This window comes from Rhodococcus sp. WB9 (assembly GCF_007558985.1).
Taxonomy (GTDB): domain Bacteria; phylum Actinomycetota; class Actinomycetes; order Mycobacteriales; family Mycobacteriaceae; genus Rhodococcus_F; species Rhodococcus_F opacus.
This window is the reverse complement of record NZ_CP041769.1, coordinates 2683432-2708459: the sequence shown is the minus strand read 5'-3', so window position 1 is coordinate 2708459 and position 25028 is coordinate 2683432. Positions and strand designations below refer to the sequence as shown.

At 68.0% G+C, this 25028-nt stretch carries 21 protein-coding genes; 13 read left to right on the top strand and 8 right to left on the bottom strand.

Annotated features, from left to right (window positions below):
* Window positions 1-11 precede the first annotated feature (11 nt).
* Window positions 12-698, top strand: a complete 687-nt coding sequence (locus FND50_RS12500) for a hypothetical protein (RefSeq protein WP_144285975.1) — start codon at window positions 12-14, stop codon at window positions 696-698.
* A gap of 1 nt (window position 699) precedes the next feature.
* Here the strand turns inward: FND50_RS12500 and FND50_RS12495 are convergent, their stop codons facing one another.
* On the bottom strand, window positions 700-2082 hold the full coding sequence (locus FND50_RS12495; protein ID WP_144285974.1) for a glutamate decarboxylase: 1383 nt from the start codon (window positions 2080-2082) through the stop codon (window positions 700-702).
* 128 nt (window positions 2083-2210) lie between these two features.
* Between FND50_RS12495 and FND50_RS12490 the strand changes: the two genes are divergently transcribed.
* From FND50_RS12490 to FND50_RS12470, 5 genes are all read left to right on the top strand, one after another.
* Entirely contained in the window at window positions 2211-3323 is a 1113-nt protein-coding gene (locus FND50_RS12490; RefSeq protein WP_144285973.1) for an ABC transporter ATP-binding protein, read from the top strand.
* Window positions 3320-4099 carry an ABC transporter permease gene (locus FND50_RS12485; RefSeq protein ID WP_144285972.1) on the top strand — a complete coding sequence of 260 codons (780 nt, stop codon included), beginning with the start codon at window positions 3320-3322 and terminating at the stop codon, window positions 4097-4099. Before FND50_RS12490 ends, FND50_RS12485 begins: the two co-directional genes overlap by 4 nt.
* A gap of 50 nt (window positions 4100-4149) precedes the next feature.
* Entirely contained in the window at window positions 4150-8022 is a 3873-nt protein-coding gene (locus tag FND50_RS12480) for an ABC transporter ATP-binding protein (protein ID WP_144285971.1), read from the top strand.
* A gap of 111 nt (window positions 8023-8133) precedes the next feature.
* Window positions 8134-11910, top strand: a complete 3777-nt coding sequence (locus tag FND50_RS12475; protein WP_043786942.1) for a multifunctional oxoglutarate decarboxylase/oxoglutarate dehydrogenase thiamine pyrophosphate-binding subunit/dihydrolipoyllysine-residue succinyltransferase subunit — start codon at window positions 8134-8136, stop codon at window positions 11908-11910.
* A gap of 8 nt (window positions 11911-11918) precedes the next feature.
* Complete coding sequence (locus FND50_RS12470) at window positions 11919-12635, top strand: AAA family ATPase (RefSeq protein WP_039950361.1); 717 nt, start codon at window positions 11919-11921, stop codon at window positions 12633-12635.
* On the opposite strand, the gene FND50_RS36740 is transcribed toward FND50_RS12470, so the two are convergent.
* The 3 genes from FND50_RS36740 to FND50_RS12460 all read right to left on the bottom strand — a co-directional run bounded on the left by FND50_RS36740 (window position 12632) and on the right by FND50_RS12460 (window position 14067).
* Window positions 12632-12904, bottom strand: coding sequence for a hypothetical protein (locus FND50_RS36740; RefSeq protein WP_260850973.1), 273 nt, complete (start codon window positions 12902-12904; stop codon window positions 12632-12634). The two genes, FND50_RS12470 and FND50_RS36740, sit on opposite strands and share 4 nt — an antisense overlap.
* Window positions 12904-13224: a hypothetical protein gene (locus tag FND50_RS36735; protein WP_260850972.1), complete on the bottom strand. Its 321-nt coding sequence runs from the start codon at window positions 13222-13224 to the stop codon at window positions 12904-12906. The genes FND50_RS36740 and FND50_RS36735 overlap by 1 nt, the downstream gene beginning before the upstream one ends.
* A gap of 195 nt (window positions 13225-13419) precedes the next feature.
* Window positions 13420-14067 carry a TetR/AcrR family transcriptional regulator gene (locus FND50_RS12460; protein WP_144285970.1) on the bottom strand — a complete coding sequence of 216 codons (648 nt, stop codon included), beginning with the start codon at window positions 14065-14067 and terminating at the stop codon, window positions 13420-13422.
* Window positions 14068-14137: 70 nt separating this feature from the next.
* Here FND50_RS12460 and FND50_RS12455 point away from each other — a divergent pair, with 70 nt between their 5' ends.
* The 3 genes from FND50_RS12455 to FND50_RS12445 are packed head-to-tail and all read left to right on the top strand — an operon-like array spanning window position 14138 to window position 17494.
* On the top strand, window positions 14138-15739 hold the full coding sequence (locus FND50_RS12455; protein ID WP_144285969.1) for an NAD(P)/FAD-dependent oxidoreductase: 1602 nt from the start codon (window positions 14138-14140) through the stop codon (window positions 15737-15739).
* A complete protein-coding gene (locus FND50_RS12450) occupies window positions 15736-16566 on the top strand; it encodes an SDR family oxidoreductase (protein WP_007295720.1) in 831 nt (276 codons plus the stop codon). Before FND50_RS12455 ends, FND50_RS12450 begins: the two co-directional genes overlap by 4 nt.
* Window positions 16567-16573: 7 nt before the next feature.
* On the top strand, window positions 16574-17494 hold the full coding sequence (locus tag FND50_RS12445) for an alpha/beta hydrolase (RefSeq protein WP_144285968.1): 921 nt from the start codon (window positions 16574-16576) through the stop codon (window positions 17492-17494).
* Here the strand turns inward: FND50_RS12445 and FND50_RS12440 are convergent.
* On the bottom strand, window positions 17453-18394 hold the full coding sequence (locus tag FND50_RS12440) for an ABC transporter substrate-binding protein (protein WP_144285967.1): 942 nt from the start codon (window positions 18392-18394) through the stop codon (window positions 17453-17455). The two genes, FND50_RS12445 and FND50_RS12440, sit on opposite strands and share 42 nt — an antisense overlap.
* A 143-nt stretch (window positions 18395-18537) precedes the next feature.
* Between FND50_RS12440 and FND50_RS12435 the strand changes: the two genes are divergently transcribed.
* From FND50_RS12435 to FND50_RS12420, 4 genes are read left to right on the top strand one after another with little or no spacing between them, the layout of a single operon-like run.
* Entirely contained in the window at window positions 18538-19509 is a 972-nt protein-coding gene (locus FND50_RS12435; protein ID WP_005253730.1) for an ABC transporter substrate-binding protein, read from the top strand.
* Between the two features lie 10 nt (window positions 19510-19519).
* Complete coding sequence (locus FND50_RS12430) at window positions 19520-20677, top strand: ABC transporter ATP-binding protein (RefSeq protein ID WP_144285966.1); 1158 nt, start codon at window positions 19520-19522, stop codon at window positions 20675-20677.
* Between the two features lie 4 nt (window positions 20678-20681).
* On the top strand, window positions 20682-21380 hold the full coding sequence (locus FND50_RS12425) for an ABC transporter permease (protein ID WP_005560756.1): 699 nt from the start codon (window positions 20682-20684) through the stop codon (window positions 21378-21380).
* Entirely contained in the window at window positions 21377-22081 is a 705-nt protein-coding gene (locus FND50_RS12420; protein WP_144285965.1) for an ABC transporter permease, read from the top strand. Before FND50_RS12425 ends, FND50_RS12420 begins: the two co-directional genes overlap by 4 nt.
* 82 nt (window positions 22082-22163) lie before the next feature.
* Here FND50_RS12420 and FND50_RS12415 read toward each other — a convergent pair whose 3' ends face one another.
* From FND50_RS12415 to FND50_RS12405, 3 genes are all read right to left on the bottom strand, one after another.
* Window positions 22164-23357, bottom strand: coding sequence for an NADP-dependent malic enzyme (locus tag FND50_RS12415; RefSeq protein ID WP_144285964.1), 1194 nt, complete (start codon window positions 23355-23357; stop codon window positions 22164-22166).
* 376 nt (window positions 23358-23733) lie between these two features.
* Entirely contained in the window at window positions 23734-24093 is a 360-nt protein-coding gene (locus FND50_RS12410) for a hypothetical protein (RefSeq protein WP_144285963.1), read from the bottom strand.
* On the bottom strand, window positions 24090-24944 hold the full coding sequence (locus FND50_RS12405; RefSeq protein ID WP_144285962.1) for a PHP domain-containing protein: 855 nt from the start codon (window positions 24942-24944) through the stop codon (window positions 24090-24092). The genes FND50_RS12410 and FND50_RS12405 overlap by 4 nt, the downstream gene beginning before the upstream one ends.
* Window positions 24945-25028 lie beyond the last annotated feature (84 nt).

The window sequence follows — 25028 nt, the reverse complement described above, 5'->3', positions numbered from 1 at the left end:
CGGGAGTCCCGATGGCTGGCAATGGTGGACCGGTGGAGAAGGTACTGGTCTCGGTCCTCGACAACGGAAGCCGTCTCCAGGCGCCCGCGGTGGCCAGGTACGTCGAATGGGTCCGGCGCTCGCACCCCGGTGAGTCGCCCGCGCAGATCATCGAGCGCATGGAGAAGATGTTCCTGCTGGCCGTGACGGGCAGCGGCAGCGCGGTCGGGGCCACCGCCGCCGTTCCCGGGGTCGGCACCATCGCGTCCATCGCGGCGGTGGGCGCCGAATCGGCGTTCTTCCTGGAAGCGGCGGCGCTGCTCACTCTCGCTGCCGCATCGGTGCACGGCGTCTCCGCCGTCGACCACCAGCAGCGGCGCGCACTCGTCCTGTCTGTGGCGCTCGGTGAATCGGGCATGGAAATTGTCCAGAAGGCGACGGGCGTGACCGCGAAGAACTGGGCCAGCGCCATCACCAGCCGCATACCCGGCCCCACGATGAAGGGCATGAACAACACCCTGGTGCGCAAGTTCATCACCAAGTATGCCGCCCGCCGCAGCGCGCTGGTCCTCGGCAAACTCGTGCCCGCCGGCATCGGCGCGGCCATCGGCGGCGCAGGCAACCGAACCATCGGCAAGGGTGTCGTCAAAAACGCGCGCGAAGCGTTCGGGCCCGCCCCGGCCCGCTGGCCGGACGAACTCCGCGCGATCGAGGCCTGACCTAGTGGGCGAAGTGCTGTTCCGTCGAACGCCCGCCGCCCTTCTCACGGAGTTCGGCGCACACTTCCTCGATCGCCTCGGCGACGAGGGATCCGAGATCGGCGCTGAAGCCCTCGCGCACGACGATGCGCAGGACCGCCACGTCCTCCGCGTCGGCGGGCATCGTGTAGGCGGGCACCTGCCACCCCCGCGCCCGCAGCTCGTGTGACACGTCGAAGACCGTGAACCCGGGGTCACCGACGAGTTCGAACGCCACGACCGGAATGTCGGTGCCGTCCGTGATCAGGGCGAAGCCGTCGATCTCGGCGATGCGTTTGCCCACGCGAACTGCGGTGTCGCGCAACGTCTGCATGATCGACCGGTAGCCGGCCCGGCCCAGTCGCAGGAAGTTGTAGTACTGCCCCACCACCTGATTGCCGGGCCGCGAGAAGTTCAGGGTGAACGTCGGCATGTCGCCGCCCAGGTAGTTGACCCGGAACACCAGCCCCTCGGGAAGGTGTTCCTTGTCGCGCCACACCACGAACCCGATCCCCGGATACGTCAATCCGTACTTGTGACCACTCACGTTGATCGAGGCCACGCGCGGAACCCGGAAGTCCCACAGCAACTCCGGTTGCAGGAAGGGGACGACGAAGCCACCGCTCGCCGCGTCCACGTGGATCGGCACGTCCGGGCCGCCGGACGCGGCAAGTTCGTCGAGAGCGTCTGCGATCGCGGCCACCGGCTCGAGCTCCCCCGTATAGGTGGTGCCCACGATCACGACCGCTCCGATCGTGTTCTCGTCGACCGCGTCCCGAACCTGCTCCGGCGTGATGACGTAGCGGCCCTTCTCCATCGGCAGGTACTTCGGCTCGACGTCGAAGTACCGGCAGAACTTCTCCCACACCACCTGGACGTTGCTGCCGAGCACCAGATTCGGTCGCGCAGTGTCCTTCCCGGCCGCCTCCTGCTTCGCCCGCCACAGCCACTTGAGCGCGAGACCACCGAGCATGACCGCCTCGCTCGAGCCGATCGTCGAGACGCCGGTGGCGCTGGCCGGGTCGGTGGTCGACAGGTCGGGAGCGTGGAACAGATCGGCCACCATCGACACGCACCGGGACTCGATCGCCGCGGTCGCGGGATACTCGTCCTTGTCGATCATGTTCTTGTCGAACGTCTCGGCCATCAATTTGTCGGCCTCGGGATCCATCCACGTGGTGACGAACGTGGCCAGGTTCAGGCGCGAACTGCCGTCGAGCATCAACTCGTCGTGGATGAACCGGTACGCGGCCTCGGGATCGGTTTCCTCGTCCGGCAGCCGCAGCGCCGGAAACGGATCGATCGAGAGGCGCCCCGTGTAGGCGGGAGAAATGACGTCGCGATGGTGGTGGTGGTGCTTGCTCATGTGCGTCCCCAATCGATTGGTTTCAGCATGCGCCGTCGCAGACGCCCTGTACGTCAGTTGGTGAATCTCGGCACGGCAGCCCAGTAGGGTCGAAACAGTTCCATTCGATTGTGGCAGGGGAGGACGGGTTGACCACAGCAATCCCGGGAAGTTTCACAGCACCGATCGAGGTGCGGGGGCTGTCGAAACGCTTCAAGAACGTCGACGCGGTCACGGACCTCAGCTTCACCGTGCCGCAGGGATCGATCACCGGATTCCTCGGGCCCAACGGGTCGGGCAAGACCACGACCCTGCGGATGATCCTCGGTCTCGTGAAGCCGACGTCGGGCGCCTCCACGGTCGCCGGTGTTCCGATTCGCCTCCTTGTCGACCCCGCGCGCACAGTCGGCGCCGTCCTGGATTCGCAGAGCCTGCACCCCAACCGGACGGCACTCGACCACCTGAAGGTGTACGCGTCCGCGATCGGGGTACCGGACGCCCGCGCCCTGCAGGTGCTCGCGCTCGTCGGGCTCGAGGACGTCGCCGGGCGCAAGGCGGGCGGCTTCTCCCTCGGCATGCGTCAGCGGCTGTCGCTGGCGACGGCGCTGCTGGGTGATCCGCGCATCCTGATCCTCGACGAACCGGCCAACGGACTCGACCCCGAGGGCATCGCCTGGCTGCGTGAGTTCTTGAAGGGCTTCGCCGCATCCGGCCGGACCGTGCTGATCTCGAGTCACATCCTCCGCGAAGTGGAGCAGACCGTCGACAATCTCGTGATCGTCAGCCGCGGCTCCCTCGTCTATCAGGGACGGATGGAGGAACTGCGCAAGTCGCAGCAGAGCCGGTTGCTCGTCGCGTCCTCGAGCCCGCCCGCGCTGGCGACCGCCCTGGCCGCCAAGGGCATCGTCGATGCCCGGTCGCTCGCGGACGGACGCCTCGCCGTCGTCGGCGCGTCCCTCGAACTCGTCGAGTCCGTCGCCGCCGAAGCAGGGGTCACGATCTTCGGCGCCGTCGGCGATCACATCGACCTCGAGCAACTCTTCCTGTCGATGACCGCGGGCCAGTACGTGGCCGGAGCGAGCGCCGCGGCGCCCTCGGGGTACGGCCCACCGCCGACGTACTCACCCCAGCCCGGGTACGAACCTCCCGGGTACGCCCCACAGCCGGGTTACGGTCCGCCTCCCGGGTACGCCCCACCACCGGGCTACGGTCCACCACCCGCACACCCTCAGCACGGTCCGATCTCCGGAGGTCCGCGATGACAGCGCTGCTCACCGCAGAATTCCGCAAGGTCACCACCCTGCGGTTCTGGTGGATGCTCGGTCTCGCACCGCTGATCGTCGGGATGTTCTCGAGCGCGATCACCCTGCCGGTGATGCGTGCGTTCACCGACGCTTTCGAGGCCGATCCGAGCGAGGCCAACCTCGCCGCCACCTTGTTCGGGCTGGCGGTCGCGGTCGCCCTCGTCGTCCTGTTCGCCGCGCTCTTCGGGGCGGTGAACGTGGGCACCGAATTCCGGTACAAGACGCTCACCACCACGTTCCTCACCGCTCGCGGCCGGGACGGGGTGATCGGCACCAAGCTCGCCGTCACCGCGGCCTTCGGCTTCTTCTACTGCCTCGTGGTGGAGGTGGTCAGCGTCGCCCTGCTGCTGACGTTCGGCGGTGACACCTTCGAACTGCGCGGATCCCTGTTCGCCATGCTCGGGGCTGCCCTGATCTGCGGGGCGCTGTGGGCGCTCATCGGCGGCGGGGTGTCGATGCTCACCGGCTCGTCCGTCGGAAGCTGCATCGCCCTGGTGGTCTGGTACACCCTCGGCGAGATGATCCTCCGCTCGATCCTCAGCGGGATCGGCATCGGCGCCGTCGGCAGTGTCCTCCCCGTGTCGGCCACCCTCGGGACGGTCGCGAACGCGGCCGCCGGCAACGAGATCGACTGGCTGACGTTCTGGCCCACGGCACCCCTCGCCCTGCTCGTGTGGACCGCGGTCGTCGTCGGCGGCGGCTGGGCGCTCACCCGGCAGCGCGACATCACCTGACACGGCGCCGGGTGCCGTCCCTGTCGGTACCCGGCGCTAACGTGGATCCAGTGGCAGGTGAGAGTGCATCCGGTTCGGTGATCGAACGGGAGCAGACGCTGGAGCAGGATCAGGCACGGCCGGGCTGGATTCGACGGCTGAGCGGTGAGTGCTGGGCGCACCGCCGCGTCGCACTCGGTGCCCTGTCCGTGACAATCGTCGCCGCGGGTATCGACATCTCGTTCCCCCTCCTCACCAAGTACGCGGTCGACGCCGCCGGCTCGGGTCACGACACCCAGGTGATCGGCATCGCCGCGCTGCTCATCGCATTGCTCGCGTGCGTCCGCTTCGGCTGTCAGTACGGCCGCCGGATGCTCGCCGGGAAGCTGTCGCTCGACGTCCAGCACGATCTGCGGCTGGGACTGCTGGGTGCGCTGCAACGGCTCGACGGGCGGGGGCAGGATCAGATCCGCACCGGTCAGGTGGTCTCCCGGTCCATCACCGACCTCCAGCTGGTGCAGGGCCTGCTCGCGATGGTCCCGTTGTCGGCGGGCGCGTTGCTCCAATTCGTCCTCGCGCTCGCCATCATGGCCTGGCTGTCGCCGCTGCTGACCGTGGTCGCGCTGGTGATCGTCCCCGCCGTGTGCCTCGTCGTCTACGCGATGCGACCGAAACTGTTCGCGGCCACCTGGTCGGCGCAGCAACGCGCGGCCGACCTCGCCCAGCACGTCGAGGAGACCGTCACCGGCGTCCGCGTGGTCAAGGGCTTCGGCCAGGAACGCCGGGCCGTCGACCAGCTCGAGGACCACAGCCGGATGCTGTACGCGGAACGCCTGCGAGCCGCCCGGATCAATGCGCGCTTCGCGCCGACCATGGCGGCACTGCCCCAACTGGGTCTCGTCGGGGTCATCGCGGTCGGCGGCTACCTCGCCCTGCACGGCTCCATCACGATCGGCACGTTCCTCGCCTTCGCGACGTACGTCGCCACGATGACCGGCGTCACCCGCACGCTGTCGTCGGTCGTGATCATGGCCCAGCTGTCCCGGGCCGCCGTCGAGCGTGTGTACGAGGTGATCGACGCCGAACCGGAGGTCGCGGACCCGCCGCACCCCACCGCCCTGCCCGGCGGACCGCTGGGTGTGGACCTGCGCGCGGTCACGTTCGGCTTCGAATCGGACCGGCACATCCTCCGTGGACTCGACCTGCTTATCGCACCCGGCGAGACGGTCGCGGTGGTGGGGATGGCCGGTTCCGGCAAGACCGCCCTGTCGCTGCTGCTCCCCCGCTTCTACGCCCCGTCCTCGGGCTGCGTGTCCCTCACGTCGGCGGGCGAGTCGTTCGATGTCGCGCAGCTGAGCGCCGAGCAGTTGCGCGAAGCCGTCGGCCTCGTGTTCGACGAGCCGTTCCTCTTCTCCGACACCATCGCGGCCAACATCGCCCTCGGCAGGCCCGACGCCAGCGCCGAGGAGATCCGCGCCGCCGCCGACATGGCGGCCGCCGACGAGTTCGTCTCTGCATTGCCGGACGGCTACGACACCGTGGTCGGCGAACGCGGTCTCACCCTCTCCGGCGGGCAGCGGCAGCGGATCGCGCTGGCACGCGCACTCCTCACCGACCCGAGAGTGCTGATCCTCGACGACGCGACCTCCGCCGTCGACGCCACCACCGAGGCGTCGATCTTCGCGGCGCTGCGCGCGAATCGTGGCCGAACTGCTCTGATCTTGGCGCATCGCCGCTCGACCCTGTCGCTCGCCGACCGAGTCGCCGTGCTCGACCGCGGACGGATCATCGATTCCGGCACGGTGGCCGAACTCGACGAACGGTGCCCGCTCTTCCGCGCACTGTTCGCCTCCCCCGACAACGCGGGCCCCATCGACGTCAGCGTTCCCGCACCGAGCGAGCCGATGCCGTATCAGCGCATGCCGTCCGAGTCCGAATTGTGGCCGGAGGACGCCGAGGAGTGGGACGTGCCTGCCGCGTCCGGCCGCACCCCGGCTCCCGGCGCGGGACCCGGCGGCGGCCGCGCCGCCGGCGGACCGATGGCGGGAGCGCTGGGCAACGTAGCCGCGACCCCGGAACTTCGGCAGGCCGTGGAGGCGCTTCCGCCCGCCGTCGAGAGCCCGGGAATCGACACCCGGAACCTGCGCCTGCCCGAGCCCGACTTCCGGCTGTCGCGGATCCTGCGGCCGGTCCGTGCCCTCCTCGTCGCCGTCGCCGTCTGCCTCGCGCTCGACTCGCTCGCGGGGATCGCGTTCCCGTCGATCGTCCGGTTCGCGATCGACCGCGGTGTCGTCCCGCAGGACACCACGACGCTGTGGACCGCGACAGGGGTGGGCGTCGCTCTCGTGTTCGCCGGCTGGCTCGTCGTCGCGCTGATGACGGTCCTCACCGCCCGAGCGGGGGAACGTGTGCTGTTCGGGTTGCGGGTGCGCAGCTACGCCCACCTGCAGCGGCTCGGACTCGACTACTACGAGCGCGAGCTGTCCGGTCGCATCATGACCCGGATGACCACCGACGTCGACGCGTTGTCATCGTTCATCCAGACAGGAATGTCCACCGCCGTGGTGAGCGTCCTGACCGTCCTCGGTATCACCGTCGCGCTCGTCGCCACCGACGTCACGCTCGCGCTGGTGGCGCTTGCCGTCATCCCGCCGCTCGTCGTCGCGACGCTGATCTTCCGCCGGATCTCCTCGGTGGCGTACACGGTCTCGCGTGAGCGGATCTCACTCGTCAACGCCGACTTCCAGGAGAACATCGCCGGGCTCCGTGCGGCCCAGGCATACCGCCGCGAAGGGTTCGCCGCCCGCCGGTTCGCCGAGCGGGCCGACAGTTACCGGCGCAGCCGGATGCGGTCGCAGCGGGCGATCTCGCTGTACTTCCCGTTCATCGCGTTCCTCTCGGACCTCGCCCTGGCCGCCGTGGTGTTCGTCGGTGCGCGCCAGGTCGCGGGCGGCGACACGACGACCGGGACGCTCGTCGCCTTCGTGCTGTACCTCGGGCTCCTGTTCGGCCCCATTCAGCAACTGTCGCAGGTGTTCGACGGATACCAGCAGGCCAGTGTCGGCCTGCTCCGGATCGGGGACCTGCTCCGCACACCCAGTTCCATCGAGCGGGCGACCTCGGGCGAGGACCTCCAGCCGATCGACGGGCACCTGCGCGGCGAGCTGTGCCTGCGCGACGTCGGGTTCCGCTATCAGGGGGCGGACAGCGACGCCCTGACCCACATCGACCTGCACATCCCCGCCGGCACCACCGTCGCCTTGGTCGGCCGGACCGGCGCGGGCAAGTCGACCATCGTGAAACTGCTCGCCCGCTTCTACGACCCGACGTCCGGCGCGGTGCTCGTCGACGACGTGGACCTCCGCCGGTACCCGCTCGGCGCGTACCGCGGACGCCTCGGCGTCGTCCCCCAGGAAGCCCACCTGTTCACCGGGACCGTCGCCACCAACATCGCGTACGGCCGCCCGGATGCGAGCCGCGAAGAGATCGAGGACGCTGCACGCGCGGTCGGCGCACTGGGCACGATCGCCGGATTGCGGGGTGGGATGCGTCACCCCATCGGCGAGCGCGGGCAGGGCCTGTCGGCCGGCCAACGCCAGCTGATCGCGCTCGCCCGGGCCGAGCTGGTCGACCCCGACCTGCTGCTGCTCGACGAAGCGACCGCGACGCTCGATCCGGCCACCGAGCAGGTAGTTCTCGAGGCGAGCAGCCGGGTGACCCGCACCCGGACGTCGGTGGTGGTGGCGCACCGACTGGCCACCGCGGCCCGGGCAGATGTGATCCTCGTCATCGACGAGGGGCGGGTGGTCGAAACCGGATCGCACGCCACCCTGCGCTATGCCGGTGGCCACTATTCGGGACTGTGGGATGCGGCGGAGACCGGGGCGGGGAATAATCGCGGGGCGAGAACCGTCATCGATGGTGACCCCATCGGTTGGCCGTGAGACAGCTCACACGTGCAGGCCTGGCGATCTACACGTCACACGCGAGGGCTAGTCTCATGTATATAGGCGCTCTGATCGGGTACCGAAATAGAAACGAGGCGAACACCTGCCGTGAGCAGCAGCTCTACATCCCAGTTCGGACAGAACCAGTGGCTGGTTGACGAAATGTACCAGCGTTTCCAGGACGATCCGTCGTCCGTGGACGCGAGTTGGCACGAATTCCTGACGGATTACTCTCCCGACGCCGCCGCCAAGGCAGGCGCAGCCAACGGACACGGCACGAACGGCACCACCACCGCCGCACCTGCTGCCGCTCCCTCCGCCAAGGCGTCGACTCCCCCGGTTCCCGAGTCCGAGACCGCACCCAAGCCTCAGACCAAGACGGCCAACGGTGCCGCGCCGAAGACTGCACCCAACGGTGCAGCTCCGAAGGCTGCTGCCCCGAAGACCGAGGCCTCCACGAAAGCCGCACCCGCGAAGGAGACCGCGGCGAAGGACGCGAAGGCGTCCGCTCCCGCTCCTGCCGTAGACGAGTCGAAGGTTCTCCGCGGCGCAGCTGCTGCCGTCGCCAAGAACATGTCGGCCTCGCTGGCCATTCCGACCGCCACCAGCGTTCGCGCCATCCCTGCGAAGCTGATGTTCGACAACCGGATCGTCATCAACAACCACCTCGCCCGTACCCGCGGCGGCAAGATCTCGTTCACGCACCTGCTGGGTTACGCGATCGTGCAGGCGGTCAAGGCGTTCCCGAACATGAACCGGCACTTCGCCGAGATCGACGGCAAGCCCAACGCGGTCACCCCCGCACACACCAACCTCGGTCTGGCCATCGACCTGCCGGGCAAGGACGGCAGTCGGTCCCTCGTCGTCGCCGCGATCAAGAACACCGACACCCACAACTTCACGCAGTTCTACAGCGCCTACGAGGACATCGTCCGGCGCGCGCGTGACGGCAAGCTCACCGCCGAGGACTTCTCGGGTGTCACGATCTCGCTCACCAACCCCGGCGGCATCGGCACCGTGCACTCCGTGCCGCGACTGATGAACGGCCAGGGCGCCATCATCGGCGCCGGCGCGATGGAGTACCCCGCCGAGTTCCAGGGCGCGAGCGACGAGCGCCTCGCCGAGATCGGCGTCGGCAAGCTCATGACGCTCACCTCGACGTACGACCACCGCATCATCCAGGGTGCCGAGTCCGGCGACTTCCTCCGGACCATCCACAACCTGCTGATCAGCGACGAGTTCTACGACGAGATCTTCCACGCGCTGCACATCCCGTACGAGCCGGTCCGCTGGCGCAAGGACGTGCCCGAAGGCGCCGTCGACAAGAACACCCGTGTTCTCGAACTGATCGCCGCGTACCGCAACCGCGGTCACCTGATGGCCGACACGGATCCGCTGCAGTTCGTCAAGGACAAGTTCCGCAGCCACCCGGACCTGGACGTCCGCACGCACGATCTGACCCTGTGGGACCTCGACCGCGAGTTCAAGGTCGGCGGCTTCCACGGCCAGGAGAAGATGAAGCTGCGCGACGTGCTCAGCGTGCTGCGCGACGCGTACTGCCGCCACGTCGGTGTGGAGTACACGCACATCCTGGAGCCGGAGCAGCAGCAGTGGCTGCAGGACCGGGTCGAGGCGCACCACGTCAAGCCCACGGTCGCTCAGCAGAAGTACATCCTGAGCAAGCTCAACGCCGCCGAGGCGTTCGAGACGTTCCTGCAGACCAAGTACGTCGGCCAGAAGCGGTTCTCCCTGGAGGGCGCCGAGTCCGTCATCCCGATGATGGACGCCGTCATCGATCAGGCCGCCGAGCACCAGCTCGACGAGGTCGTCATCGGCATGCCGCACCGCGGTCGCCTCAACGTTCTCGCGAACATCGTCGGCAAGCCGTACTCGAAGATCTTCACCGAGTTCGAGGGCAACATGAACCCGGCGGCCGCGCACGGCTCCGGCGACGTGAAGTACCACCTCGGCGCCGAGGGCACGTACATCCAGATGTTCGGCGACAACGACATCACCGTGTCGCTGACGGCCAACCCGTCGCACCTCGAGGCGGTCGACCCGGTCCTCGAGGGCCTGGTCCGCGCGAAGCAGGACATCCTCGACAAGGGTGAGGACGGCTTCACCGTCCTGCCACTCATGCTGCACGGCGATGCCGCGTTCGCCGGTCAGGGTGTCGTGGCCGAGACGTTGAACCTGGCACTGCTGCGCGGGTACCGCACCGGCGGCACCGTGCACATCGTGGTCAACAACCAGGTCGGTTTCACCACCGCCCCGGAGTACTCGCGTTCGTCCGAGTACTGCACCGATGTCGCGAAGATGATCGGCGCGCCGATCTTCCACGTGAACGGCGACGACCCCGAGGCCTGCGTCTGGGTCGCCCAGCTCGCCGTCGACTTCCGGGAGAAGTTCCAGAAGGACGTCGTCATCGACATGATCTGCTACCGCCGTCGCGGTCACAACGAGGGCGACGACCCGTCGATGACGCAGCCGGCGATGTACGACGTGATCGACACCAAGCGCAGCGTGCGTAAGAGCTACACCGAATCCCTGATCGGCCGCGGCGACATCTCGCTGAAGGAAGCCGAAGACGCACTCCGCGACTACCAGGGCCAGCTGGAACGGGTGTTCAACGAGGTTCGCGAACTCGAGAAGTACACGCCGGAGCCCAGTGAGTCGGTCGAGCTCGACCAGGTGCTGCCCACGAAGTTGAAGACGTCCGTCGACGAGTCGGTGCTCGAGCGGATCGGCGACGCGTTCGTCAACGTGCCCGAGGGCTTCACCGTGCACCCGCGCGTCAAGCCGGTCATCGAGAAGCGCCGCGAAATGTCCCGCGAGGGCAAGATCGACTGGGCGTTCGCCGAGCTGCTCGCATTCGGTTCGCTGGTCGACCAGGGCAAGATGGTTCGCCTGTCCGGCCAGGATTCCAAGCGCGGCACGTTCACGCAGCGTCACTCGGTCCTCATCGACCGCAAGACGGGCGCCGAGTACACCCCGCTGCAGAACCTGGGCAGCGAGAACCCCGGAAAGTTCCTGGTCTACGACTCCGCACTCAGCGAGTTCGCCGCCGTCGGCTTCGAGTACGGCTACTCCGTGGGCAACCCGGACGCGCTCGTGCTGTGGGAGGCGCAGTTCGGTGACTTCGTCAACGGCGCGCAGTCGATCATCGACGAGTTCATCTCGTCCGGTGAGGCCAAGTGGGGCCAGCTGTCCGACGTCGTGCTGCTGCTGCCGCACGGCCACGAGGGTCAGGGTCCCGACCACACGTCCGGTCGGATCGAGCGCTTCCTGCAGTTGTGCGCCGAGGGTTCGATGACCGTGGCCGTGCCGTCCACCCCGGCCAGCTACTTCCACCTGCTGCGTCGTCACTCGCTCGACGGAATCCGCCGCCCGCTGGTCGTCTTCACACCGAAGTCGATGCTGCGGAACAAGGCCGCGGTCTCCGACGTCGAGGACTTCACCACCGGCAAGTTCCGCTCGGTGTTCGAGGAGCCCACGTACGAGACGGGCGACGCCGAACGCGACAAGGTTCGTCGTGTCCTCCTCGTCAGCGGCAAGCTGTACTGGGAGCTGCTGGCGAAGAAGCAGAAGGACAACCGCGAGGACATCGCGATCGTCCGTATCGAGCAGCTGTACCCGGTTCCGAGCCGTCGTCTCCGCGAGACGCTGGACCGCTACCCGAACGCCACCGAGTTCCGGTGGGTTCAGGAGGAGCCGGCGAACCAGGGTGCGTGGCCGTTCTTCGGTCTCGCTCTGCCCGAGTTGCTGCCCGACAAGCTGTCCGGAATCAAGCGCATCTCGCGTCGTTCGATGTCGGCACCGTCCTCGGGTTCGAGCAAGGTGCACGCTGTGGAACAGCAGGAGATCATCGACGAAGCGTTCAGCTGAGCGTTTGATTGACTGATCTGCCATTGAGCCGGGTCGAGTTCACTCCACGGAGCGGATTCGACCCGGCTTCGTGGTATCTGGACCTGCCCTCGGTGGCGGAACTGTGCGACAACGGGCTGGCATTCGAGCGGCCGCTCACGGTGATCGTGGGTGAGAACGGTGTCGGGAAGTCGACGCTGGTCGAGTCGATCGCCGCGGCCTGGCAGGGCGGGTTCCGCGGGGCGCAGGACCGGTTGTGGTCGGCGGGATCCAGCCCCGAGGACGCGGACCTCGGCACTCACCTCACGTGTGTCGGCGCCCGACCGCAGCCGTACGGCGGGTGTTTCCTGCGTGCCGAGTCGATGCATTCGCTGTTCGGTGCGGCCGACGAGTCACGTCCCCGCGCGGACGATCCGTCGTTCAACCAGCTCTCGCACGGTCAGTCGTTCCTGCGGTACGTCGCCGACCGTCCTATCGGCGTGGGCCTGTGGATTCTGGACGAACCGGAGGCCGCGCTGTCGTTCCAGTCCTGCCTGGCGCTGCTCGGCGTGATCGCGGATCTCGCCGAGGAGGGCTCGCAGGTGATCATGGCGACGCATTCTCCCCTCCTCGCTGCCGCGCCCGGCGCCGCGATCTGGGAACTCACCGACGAGGGCATCGACTACCCCGAGTGGAATCAGCTCGACCTCGTCCGCAACTGGCGGTCGTTCCTCGACGGACCCGACCGCTTCCTGCGGCATCTCTAGGGCGGCCCCGCCTGCTGCCCAGCCTCCGCCCGCGACCTCACGGCCCGGACGGCGAGGGCGGTGGCGGCGAGGAGTCCGCCGAGGGCGGCGAGGGTGAGCGCGTCGGGGTGGATCAGCGGCTGGCCGCGGAACGCCTGCCACGTGAGCACGGCGAGCAGCCCGGCGTAGGCGAGCGCCAGCACGGCCATCAGGGAGGCTCGGGTTCCCTCGCTGCGGAGCCACGGAATCCGCGACGCGAGGACGCTCAGCACGAGTGCGCCGATCAGCATCACCTGCAGGCCGTGCAGTCCGACGAAGTGCGGGATGCGGAGATCGCCGCCGGACGTGCTCCAGTGGTGACCGGCAGTCCCGGATTATCGTCGGTGACGCCGACGCTGTGCCGCGCGGCGAGTTCGGCGACGCGGCCGTTCGCGTCGGTAGTCGTCTGGCGACCCTGGAAGCCCATGAGGTAGCCGAGTGCCATCCCGGCCACCGCCAGGAACAGGCCTGCATGGATGGCTCGGGTGAGGGGACGATCCCCCACGCGCTGGAAGAGCAGAATCAGGGCGATCACGAGGTTCGCGACGAACAGTCCGGGGACACCGGTCATGAACATGGACTGGCCGAAGCGCGAGGGCGGACATCGCGGCGACCATCACCGCCAGCACCTGGCGCGACGCGACGACGCGGGAGCGGAGATCGAGGGTGGTCATGACGAGAACGCTAGAAACGTCGCATGCGTCACCACGTCACGCCGGGGAACGAACCGGTGTCACCCGCGGGTACTACGGGCGTGCCCCGAGTACTAGGGGTGTCGGGTCGCGGTGGCCGACACCAGCGCGGCGGCGATCTCGGGTGCGGCGGCGACGGCGAGCGCGGGAAGGGCCTGAACGTTGAGTTCGATTAGTTCGTCGCGGGTCAGGTGCGGGTCGCGCAGCCAGGTGATCGTGACTTCCTCGACATAGGCGATCCAGCCCCGGACCGCGAGTTCGACCGCCCGGGTGGGCTCGATGCCGATCGCAGGCAGTTGCTCGAGGGTCCGTTCGGACATCACGGCTCGGGTCTCCTCGAAGACGGCGCGCATATCCGGGTCGCCACTCGCCGTTCCCCGCAGGAGCGACACGTACGTGCCCCGGTTCTCGCTGACGTAGTCGACGTACGACGCGAGCACCGAGCGCAGGATCTGCATCGGATCCCGCGCTTCCCCGACGTACGGGTCGGGGGCGGTGCGGGCGAGCATCTCGCTGCTGGTGTGCCGGACGATCTCGAGGTGGAAGTCGTGCTTGGACGCGAAGTAGTGGAACAGGAGGCCGCGGGAGACACCCGCCTGATCGGCAATGTCCTCGACGGAAATCTGCTCCAACGGGCGCTGCGCCAGCATCTTGGCACCGAGATCGATCAGTTGCGCGCGCCGTTGTTCGGGGCTGAGACGGGTCCGCTTCACGACGTCCATGAGACAAGACTACTGAATGAAGGTCAATAGGCTATTGACTGCCCCTCAATAGCGCCCTATTGTTTCTTACATGAGTCTCCCCGTCACAGATACTTCCGCCACCACCGCAGGTGTCCGGCACATCGACACGCTGATCATCGGCAGCGGGTTCGCCGGCCTCGGCGCGGCGATCAAGCTGACCCAGGCAGGCAAGACCGACTTCCTCGTGCTCGAACGCGGCACCGACGTCGGTGGTACCTGGCGAGACAACACGTACCCGGGCGCGGCGTGCGATGTTCCCTCACATCTGTACTCCTACTCGTTCGCACTGAACCCGGAGTGGACCCGGTCGTTCTCGACGCAGCCGGAGATCCAGAAGTACATCCAGTCGGTGGCCGACAAGTACAAGGTGCGCGACAAGCACCTGTTCGGCTGTGACGTGCAGTCCGCCCACTGGAACGATTCGACCACCCGCTGGGAGGTCACCACCACGAAGGGGAACTTCGTCGCGAAGGTCCTCGTCTCCGCGGTCGGCGCGCTGTGCGAGCCGTCCCTCCCGGACATCAAAGGCATCGAAGGCTTCCAGGGCGAGATCTTCCACTCCGCCCGCTGGAACCACGACGCCGACCTGACGGGGAAGCGCGTCGCCGTCATCGGCACCGGCGCCTCGGCCATCCAGATCGTGCCCGCCATCGGCAAGAAGGTGTCGCACCTCGACGTGTACCAGCGCACGGCGCCGTGGATCCTGCCCCGTGCGGACCGCGAGTACACGAAGCTCGAGCACGCCGCGTTCAAATACCTCCCCGGCTTCCAGAAGCTGTGCCGCACCGGCATCTACTGGATGCGCGAGAGCCAGGTCGTCGGACTCGCGAAGGCCCCGGTCTTCATGAAGCCGCTGCAGCTCGCGGCCGAGCGCCACCTGCGCCGCCAGATCAAGGACAGGGATCTGCGCAAGAAAGTCACGCCGAACTTCCAGATCGGCTGCAAGCGCATGCTGATCTCGAACAACTACTACCCCACCCTCGCGCAGGACAACGTCGACCTGGTGACCGACGGCATCGCCGAGGTCACGGCCAACTCGGTGATCTCGAAGGACGGCACCGTCCGCGAAGTCGATGCCATCGTCGTCGCCACCGGCTTCCACGTCACCGACTCCCCCACGTTCGAGGGCATCTTCGGCAAGGACGGGCGCTCGCTCGCCGACGTCTTCGACGAGGGCGGCCAGCAGGGCTACAAGGGCGCGGCGATCGCGAACTTCCCCAACATGTTCTTCCTGGTGGGCCCGAACACGGGCCTGGGCCACACCTCGATGGTCTACATGATCGAGTCGCAGCTCAATTACCTCGTCGACGCCCTTCGAACGCTCGACAAGTACGGCATCGGCAAGATCGAGGTCCGTCAGGACGCCCAGGACCGGTACAACGCCGAACTCCAGGAGAAGCTGTCGCACAGCGTCTGGAACAACGGTGGGTGCGCGAGCTGGTACCTCGACAAGCACGGCAACAACACCACGCTGTGGCCGGGCTTCACGTTCCAGTTCCGGAACGAGACGAAGCGCTTCGACCTCACCGCATACGACAGCGTGGCCACCGCCGATCTGCCAGCACCCGTGCACGTGAACGGCAAGACCCCCGGCCCCGCCGCCATCCCGGCACAAATCGACCTCGACGACGACAAGGTGACAGCACAGTGAGCGAGTTCGCAGGCAAGGTAGTCGTGATCACCGGAGCCGGTTCCGGTATCGGCAGGGCGCTCGCCCTCAACCTGGCGGGCCGGGGTGCCAGGTTGGCGATCTCGGACATGGACACGGTCGGGCTCGCCGAGACGGCACGCCAGGCCGAGGCGTTGGGCGCCGAGGTGAAGGCCGATCACCTGGACGTCACCCAGCGCGAGGCCGTGCTCGCGTACGCCGACGAGGTACGGGCGCACTTCGGCAAGATCAACCAGGTGTACAACAACGCCGGCATCGCCTACCACGGCGAGTTCGAGAAGTCCGAGTTCAAGGACATCGAGAAGATCATGGACGTGGATTTCTGGGGAGTCGTCAACGGCACCAAGGCTTTCCTGCCGCATCTCATCGCGTCGGGCGACGGCCACGTCGTGAACGTCTCGAGCCTCTTCGGGCTGCTGTCCATGCCGGGTCAGAGCGCGTACAACTCGGCGAAGTTCGCGGTGCGCGGTTTCACCGAGTCGCTGCGCCAGGAGATGCTGATCGCCAAACACCCCGTCAAGGTGACGTGTGTGCACCCCGGTGGCATCAAGACGGCCATCGCCCGCAACGCCACCGCGGGACCGGGCGAGGACCTCGACACGTTCGCGAAGTTCTTCGACCAGAAACTCGCACGCACCACTCCGGAAGCGGCGGCGGCGACCATCGTGAACGGTGTCCGCAAGGGCAAGCCGCGCGTCCTGATCGGCGCCGACGCCAAGTTCCTCGACGCCTGGGTGCGGCTCGTCGGACCGAGCTACCAGCGTGTGGTTGCCCTCGTCGCCGGACGAGTCCTCCCCAAGTCGAACTGAGGTACCGATGAGCTTCCACCTGCCGCTGCCGGTCGTCGCGACGGCACTCCGGCCGTTCTACCGCCTCAGCCTCAACGCCCGGCTTCCGCACACCGTCCAGAGGGCGATCCTCGACCTCGGCGCCCCGCTGCAGCAGGTCCCTGCAGGTGCCGTCGTCCGCCCGACCTCGCTGGCCGGGCGACCGGCGGAGCGAATCACGGTGGGAGCCACCGAACGCCGGACCGCCGTGCTCTACCTGCACGGTGGGGCGTACACCATCGGTTCGCTCGCCACGCACCGTTCGCTGGCCGCTCACATCGCCAGGGAATCCGGCAGTGTCGTCTACACCCTCGACTACCGGCTGGCCCCGGAGCATCCGTTCCCGGCGGGGCTCGAGGACGCGGTCGCGGCGTACCTGGAACTGAACACCGAACACGGTTACGAGACAGAGCAACTCGCGATCGCGGGTGATTCGGCGGGCGGTGGCCTGACGGTCGCCACCGCGCGCCGCCTGATCGACCGGCACGGTGTCGCTCCGGCCGCGTTGGCGCTGATCGCCCCGTGGGTCGATCCCGGCAGGCAGGACACGTCCCGGGACCGGGATCTCGTGGTCAACACGGAGTGGTCGTTCGACGCCGCCGAGAAGTACCTGGGCAACGGGGACGCACACGATCCGGGTTACGCACCGCTGCACGGAAATCTGGCGGGACTACCGCCGACGCTGATCCACGTCGGGGTCGACGAGGTGCTCTACCCGCAGATCATGGAATTCGTCGACAAACTGAACGAGTCGGACGTGGACGTCACGCTCACCGAGTACGCCCGGCTGTGGCACGTCGCCCACCTGCAGGCGTCCCTGGTCCGCGAGGCCGCGGATGCGGTCGCGGAACTCGGGGCGTTCCTGGGTTCACAGATGAGCGTCGAGCCACACCCGCGCCACGTCGGCTGAATCTGCACCACCGCGGACCTGGCCGATCATGTCGGCCAGGTCCGCGGTGGTCAGCTCACCCGCAACGACGTTCAACGCCTTCAGCTGGGCTTCGGTGAGAGTTCCGATCCGGAACAGCGGCACCACGTTCTGTGCGGTGAACACGTGATCGTCGTCCGCCAGTAGCACCAGATCGGCGTCCGAGACGTCCGGTGACGCGGTGGTCACCCCGGCCACCCGCACGGCTCCGTCCGCCGATACCGGGGCGGCGAGTTCGCCGACGGCCGCGGCGTCGTCGGCCACTGTCCGGGTCTGCGCGAACGTGCAGCCGGTGAGGTCGGGAAGCGCGTCGGCCTCGAACGCCGGGGCGAGCACGGCAGTGCTCCTGCTGCACGAGGGAACGAGTTCGTCCAGGGTGGTGAGATCCAGCTGACCGGACGTCTGCGAGGTCACGGCCAGCGCCGACCTGTCCTCGGCGGCCGCGAAGTCGGAGATCGAAAGCCCCTGCGGCAGAGCCTTGCTCAACGCCTCGAACACATCGTCCTGTTCCGTCGCCGCCGATTCGGGGTCGTAGTAGCGCAGCAACCCGCCCGTGAACTCCGGCACCAGCGTGACGTTTCCGGCATCGAGCTGCCCGAGGTACGCGGTCCGGTCGCCGAGTCCCCCGTCGGTGACGACCGGCGCCCCGGTCGAACGCAGGGCACCGGCATAGATTTCGGCCAGGATCCGGCTCTCCGCGCCGTCACCCGCACCCACCACGATCTCGCCCTGCCCCTGCCCCGCGGAACCGTCGAGGGTCGTGTCACCACCGGCGCATCCCGACGCCACCCCCGCGACCAGTAGCAGCGCGGACCCGGCGATCAGGGCCCGGGACCATGCCGCCGGGCGCTCGGCCGATCCGTCTGTCCGTGTGTGTGCCACGTCGCGCCTTTCGTTTACCTCGAGCTGGTCGAAAACCGTGCTCTGTCCGCCCCTATCGTTACACTGGCCAACCGATGGCGCGGACACGCGTCCACCGGTTTCCGTCGGCAGGTCCGGCGCCGGTGACAACGGGAAGGACGCTCATGCGCACCTCACGAATTCTGTCGGGCTTCACCCGCCGCTCCGTTGGCACTATCGCTCTCGCGACGGTGGCCGTCGTATCGCTCGCAGCGTGCGGTGGCGGATCCGACCCCCTGTCCGCCGGCGGCGAGGGATCGGGTGACGACCCGAACACGATCATCGTGGGATCCGCGAACTTCCCCGAATCGGAGACGGTCGCCAACATCTACACCGAGGTCCTCCGCGCCAACGGGTTCGACGTGACGACGAAGTTCAACATCGGCAGCCGTGAGGCCTACATTCCTGCGCTGAAGGACGGGTCGATCGACGTCATCCCCGACTACACGGGCAACCTGCTGCAGTATCTCGACCCGGATTCGACGGCCACGAGCGCCGCCGACGTGGACGCCGCGCTGCCGGCCGCACTGGGTTCGGAACTGACGATCACCACGCCGGCCCCGGCCGAGGACAAGGACGCCGTCGTCGTCACGAAGGAGACGGCGCAGCGCTGGAACCTCACCTCCATCGCGGATCTCGCGGCGCACTCGAACGAGGTCAAGTTCGGTGCACCCGCCGAATTCCAGGAACGTCCCGGTGGCCTGCCCGGCCTGAAGGCCAAGTACGGCCTGGACATCACGGCCGACAACTTCGTCCCGATCGCCGACGGCGGCGGTCCGGCCACGGTGGACGCCCTCGCGTCGGGACAGATCACGGCCGCCGACATCTTCACGACGTCCCCGGCGATCGCGCAGAACGGTTTCGTGGTGCTCGCGGATCCGCAGAACAACTTCGCGGCGCAGAACGTCGTGCCGGTGGTGCGCGCCACCAAGTCCTCCGACAAGCTGACCCGGGCGCTCGACGCGCTATCGGCGAAGCTGACCACCGAAGAGCTTGTCGCGCTTAACGATTCCGTGTCGGGTGACGCGAAAACCGAGCCGGCGGCGGCTGCGAAGCAGTGGGTGACGGACCAGGGGCTCGACAAGCCGGTCTCGTGAGGAGCCTGCCGTGATCACATTCTCGGGAGTCACGAAGCAGTACCCGGACGGCACGACGGCGGTCGACAACCTCGACCTGGAGATCGACGCCGAATCGTTCACGGTCTTCGTCGGGCCGTCCGGGTGCGGCAAGACCACGTCGATGCGGATGATCAACCGGATGATCACCCCGACCGCGGGAACGATCACGGTCGACGGCCGCGACATCGCCCAAACCGACGCGGTGAAGCTTCGGCTCGGCATCGGCTACGTCATCCAGAGCGCCGGACTGCTGCCGCACCGCACGGTGGTCGACAACGTCGCGACCGTGCCGGTGCTGCGCGGCGACTCACGACGCAACGCCCGCAAGGCCGCGTTGGCGGTGCTCGAACGGGTCGGACTCGACCCGGCGCTGGCGTCCCGCTATCCCGGGCAGCTGTCCGGCGGGCAGCAACAACGTGTCGGGGTCGCGCGGGCGCTGGCCGCCGACCCGCCGATCCTGCTGATGGACGAGCCGTTCAGCGCCGTCGATCCCGTTGTCCGCGAAGATCTGCAGGCCGAGATGCAGCGCCTGCAGGCCGAGATGCGCAAGACGATCGTGTTTGTCACCCACGACATCGACGAGGCCGTCAAACTCGGCGACCGGGTGGCGGTCTTCGGGCCGGGTGGCCGGTTGCAGCAGTACGACGCGCCCGACACGGTGCTGTCCGCGCCGGCCACCGATTTCGTCGCCTCGTTCGTGGGACGCGACCGCGGGTACCGCGGACTGTCGTTCCGGACGGCAGATCAGGTTCCGCTGCACACCATCCGGACGGCGACCGAGAAGGAGTTGCCGGCGCTCCGGCTCGAGCGGGGTGAATGGGTCCTGGTCGTCACGGACGCGGGCGTACCGCGGGGGTGGATCGACGTCACCGGCGTCGAGGGGGCGCGGGCCGGACGGCCAGTCTCCGAATGTACTGCGGCGGGCGGATCCCTCTTCTCCCCCGGCTCCGACCTGCGGCAGGCCTTGGACGCGGCCATCTCGTCTCCGTCGGGCATCGGAGTGGCCGTCGACGCGGACGGCGCGGTCACCGGCGGCATCCTCGGCTCCGAGGTGATCGCGAAGCTGGCCGAGCAGCGGGCGGCCGAGGATCGCGCGAGGGGTGAGCACTTCTTCACTGCCCAACCGGCGACCCCGGACGGGCCGTGATCTGATGCGGTGGCTCATCGACAACTTCTCGGTCGTCGTCGACCTGACGAAGACCCATCTCTACCTCGCGCTGGTTCCGCTCCTGATCGGGTTGCTCATCGCGGTCCCGGTCGGGACCGCGATCCGGGGTGCGTCCTGGCTGCGGAAGATCACGCTGATCGTCGCGGGCATCGCGTTCACAATTCCGTCGCTGGCATTGTTCGTGACAATCCCCTCCGTCGTCGGACTGCAGATCCTGGATCCGCTCAATGTGGTGATCGCGCTGACGATCTACTCCACCGCCCTGCTCATCCGCGCCGTGCCCGAGGCCCTCGACTCCGTTCCCGCCGACGTCGTCGACTCGGCCACCGCGATGGGCTTCACCCGGCTCCGCCGGGCCCTGACCGTCGAATTGCCCCTCGCGCTACCCGTTCTCGTCGCGAATGTGCGAGTGGTGGCCGTGACCAACATTTCGCTGGTGTCGGTGGGTTCGCTGATCGGGATCGGCGGTCTCGGCACCCTGTTCACCCAGGGCTACCAGCGTGACTACCCGGACCAGATCCTCGCCGGGATCATCGCGATCGTCGTTCTGGCCCTCGCGTTCGACCTGCTGCTGTTCCTGGTCGGCCGGGCACTGACACCGTGGACCCGGCAGCAGAGGGTCCGGCGCACGCCGCTGGTCGCGGGACAGTCGGCGGCCCCGGCCGCAGGGGAGGCTTCGTGAACATCTTCGGTGGCGCATGGGAGTACATCGTCGATCCGGGTAACTGGTCGGGAAGCACCGGAATCGGGGCCCGCATCCTCGAACATCTCTGGTACAGCTTCCTGGCGGTCACCCTGTCCGCGGTGGTCGCGGTGCCGATCGGTCTGATCATCGGACATCTGCGCAGGGGCGACGTGGTTGTGGTCGGCCTCGTCAACGCGCTCCGCTCGCTGCCGACGCTGGGTCTGCTGACGTTCCTGGTGCTGCTGCTCGGGCTGGGTCTGATCCCGCCGATCCTGGCCCTGGTGATCCTCGGAATCCCGCCGGTGCTCGCGGGCACGTACGCGGGTGTCGCGAACGTCGACCGGACGGTGGTGGACGCCGCCCGCGCGATGGGAATGACCGAGTGGCAGGTCCTCACACGTGTCGAGGCCCCGAATGCGCTGCCGCTCATGCTCGGCGGGCTACGCAACGCCACCCTGCAGATCATCGCGACCGCAACGGTCGCCGCGTACGTCAACCTCGGCGGCCTGGGACGCTACATCTTCGACGGACTGGCGCTGCGCCAGTACGACCGGGTGCTCGTCGGTGCACTGCTCGTGACGATCCTCGCCCTCGTCGTGGACGGCCTGCTCGCCCTGGCGGTGTGGGCGTCCGTTCCGGGGACCGGCCGCCTGCGCCGCAACCCGAGCGCCGAGCAGATCGCCGAGCGCGCGTCGTAGCGAAGAAGTCGCCCAACGGCAAACACCCCGACACCGGAACCGTGGGTGCGGGTTCCGGATCGGGGTGCTCGACGGATTCTCGCTAGTCGGTGACGCCTTCTGCACGGGCAGCGGCGGCGACTGCCTCCGCGACAGCGGGGGCGACGCGAGGATCGAGCGGGCTGGGAACGATCTTGTCTACAGCCAGCTCGTCACCGACGACCGAGAGGATTGCCTCGGCGGCGGCGAGCTTCATACCTTCGGTGATCCGGCGGGCACCGGCATCGAGCGCACCACGGAACACCCCGGGGAAGGCAAGCACATTGTTGATCTGGTTCGGGAAATCCGAGCGTCCGGTGGCCACGATCGCCGCATGCTTGCGGGCGATGTCGGGGTGGATCTCCGGGTCCGGGTTCGACAACGCGAACACGATGGAATCCTTGGCCATCGTCGCGATCAGTTCCTCCGGCACGGTGCCCGCGGACACCCCGAGGAACACGTCCGCTCCGTTGAGGGCTTCGGCGGTGCCGCCGCGGCGGCCGGCCGGGTTGGTGCGCGCGGCCAGGTCGACCTTGACCTCGTTCAGGTCCTTGCGGTCGGCGGAGACGATGCCCTTCGAGTCGAGGACCGTCACGTCGGCGATCCCGGCGGCGAGCAGGATGTTCGCGCAGGCGACACCGGCGGCGCCGGCACCGGAGATGACCACCCGCAACTGGTGGAGGTCGCGGTCCTGGACCTTGACCGCACCCTTGAGGGCGGCCAGGACGACGATGGCGGTGCCGTGCTGGTCGTCGTGCATGACCGGGCAGTCCAGGGCCTCGATGACGCGCTTTTCGATCTCGAAGCAGCGCGGTGCGGAGATGTCCTCCAAATTGACCGCACCGAAGCTCGGGCGCAGCCGGATCAGGGTCTCGACGATCTCGTCGGGGTCCTTGGTGTCCAGGACCAGCGGGATCGAGTTCAGGCCCGCGAAGTTCTTGAACAGGGCGGACTTGCCCTCCATCACGGGCAGGGAGGCGCGGGGGCCGATGTCGCCGAGGCCGAGGACCGCGGAGCCGTCGGAGACGACGACCACCAGGCGGCTGGTCCAGGTGTACCGGTCGGCGAGGGTTTCGTCGGCGGCGATGGCGCGGGAGACCTGCGCGACACCGGGCGTGTAGGCGATGGACAGGGCGCGCTGCGTATCGAGGGCGGTCGTGGTCTCAACCGAGAGCTTCCCCCCGATGTGGCCGGCGAAGATCTCCTCGTCGGTCAGCTCGACCTTCTGCGGTGTGGTGGGTTCGGACACGATGGACACGATGACACTCCTGCTAAGTCCAGGCTCACTCGGGGCCGGGTTACTGAGAAGTAACCGTGAGGATCGGCGCTGATCTTCACAGTTACTCCACGAACGACAACTGAGGGTGAAGCTTCCGGGGTGCGCGATCACGATGGCCGCAGAACTTCCGAAGCGTCATGGCACGGGCGGGTGAGCCCTGGCAACACTGCCATAAACCCCCGCCGAAGGGCGGTGGCGCCGACGTCGGAGTGGTGCTAAGTCTGGCACGAATATCGATGCACAATCAAATTGCCACGAGAGTCAGATGTCTCACGTTTTCTGGCCTCTACCTGTGAGAACAAGTTACCCGTGGGTCACTGTGAGAGCCGGTTTCACATAACGCGCCGGGCGTCCGTCAACCCCACCACTGGGTAGCCAGCAGAAGCGCCGCCGCCGCGAGGACGGCGACGGATGCGACCACGGCGACGAGACCGTCGCGGCGGTCCGCACACCTTTGCGCCACGATCACGAACACGGACGCGACCAGGTGTGCGGTGATGGAGATCGTCCCCGGGCCGGGGAAGCCCCGGCCGCCGCCCACGTAGGCGGAGCCGATCACGACGAGGCAAAGGATCACCACGCCGGCGGCGACGGCCCCGCTGAGGGCGCGCAGTGCGCGGACCACGAGAGGGCTGCGTCGCGGTCCGGTGGCCGTCACCGTCCGTGGGAGGATGGGAGCATAAGGGTCGTACCGCTCGGACTCGTGCGTGTTCATGCCGAGACCACCTGCACCCCGGATGCTTTCGATACGAGGGTGTCGAATTCGTCGGTGTCCGTCGAGAACTCGCCGAGCCGGATGGCCTTGTTCGTGCCGTGGTAGTCGGAGGAGCCGGTAACGACCAGACCGCACTCGTCGGCCAGTTCCTGCAGTACCCGCGCGTCGTCCGACGAGTGGTCGGGGTGATGTGCCTCTAGCCCGTGGAGACCGGCTTCCGCCAGGTCACGGACGTGATCGAGTGACAGTAGTCGTCCCCTCGTGCGGGCCCGTCCGTGGGCGAGGACGCTCACGCCCCCGGCCTCCGCCACCAGTTGCACGGCGTCGTCGAGTGGGGTGTCCGACTTGTCGACGAAGTACCTGCCGCGTGGGGCCAGCAGATCCACGAACGCCTCACCGACGCTGCCCACCACACCGGCGCGCATCAGAGCCCTGGCCAGGTGCGGGCGCCCCGCTGCGGGTCCCGCCTCCGCGAGCACCTCGTCGGCGTCGATGGGAAGACCGTCCTCCATCATCAACTCGGCCATCGCGCGGATTCGCACGATCCGCTCGTTCCGCAACCGTTCCCGCTCGCGTGCGAACGCCGCGTGCGCGGGATCGAACAGGTAGGCGAGGAGATGCACCGCGACCGGGCGTCCGTCCTCACCGCGCCCCTCGCAGGACATCTCCATGCCGCGCACCAGCGCGAGCCCCGCAGGCAACGCCGCGACCGCTTCGGCCCACCCCGCGGTCGTGTCGTGATCGGTGATCGCCACGATGTCGAGTCCCGCCGCCCCCGCGGCGCGCACCAGGTCGGCAGGGCTGTCGGTTCCGTCGGAGGCCGTCGAATGAGTGTGGAGATCGATGAGCACCAGACCAGTCTGTCAGGTGCCGCGGCGCGGGGTCCGAGCGTGCGGCCCGGAGGCCTGGCGTGTCGTGCGACGCCGCCGGCCCGG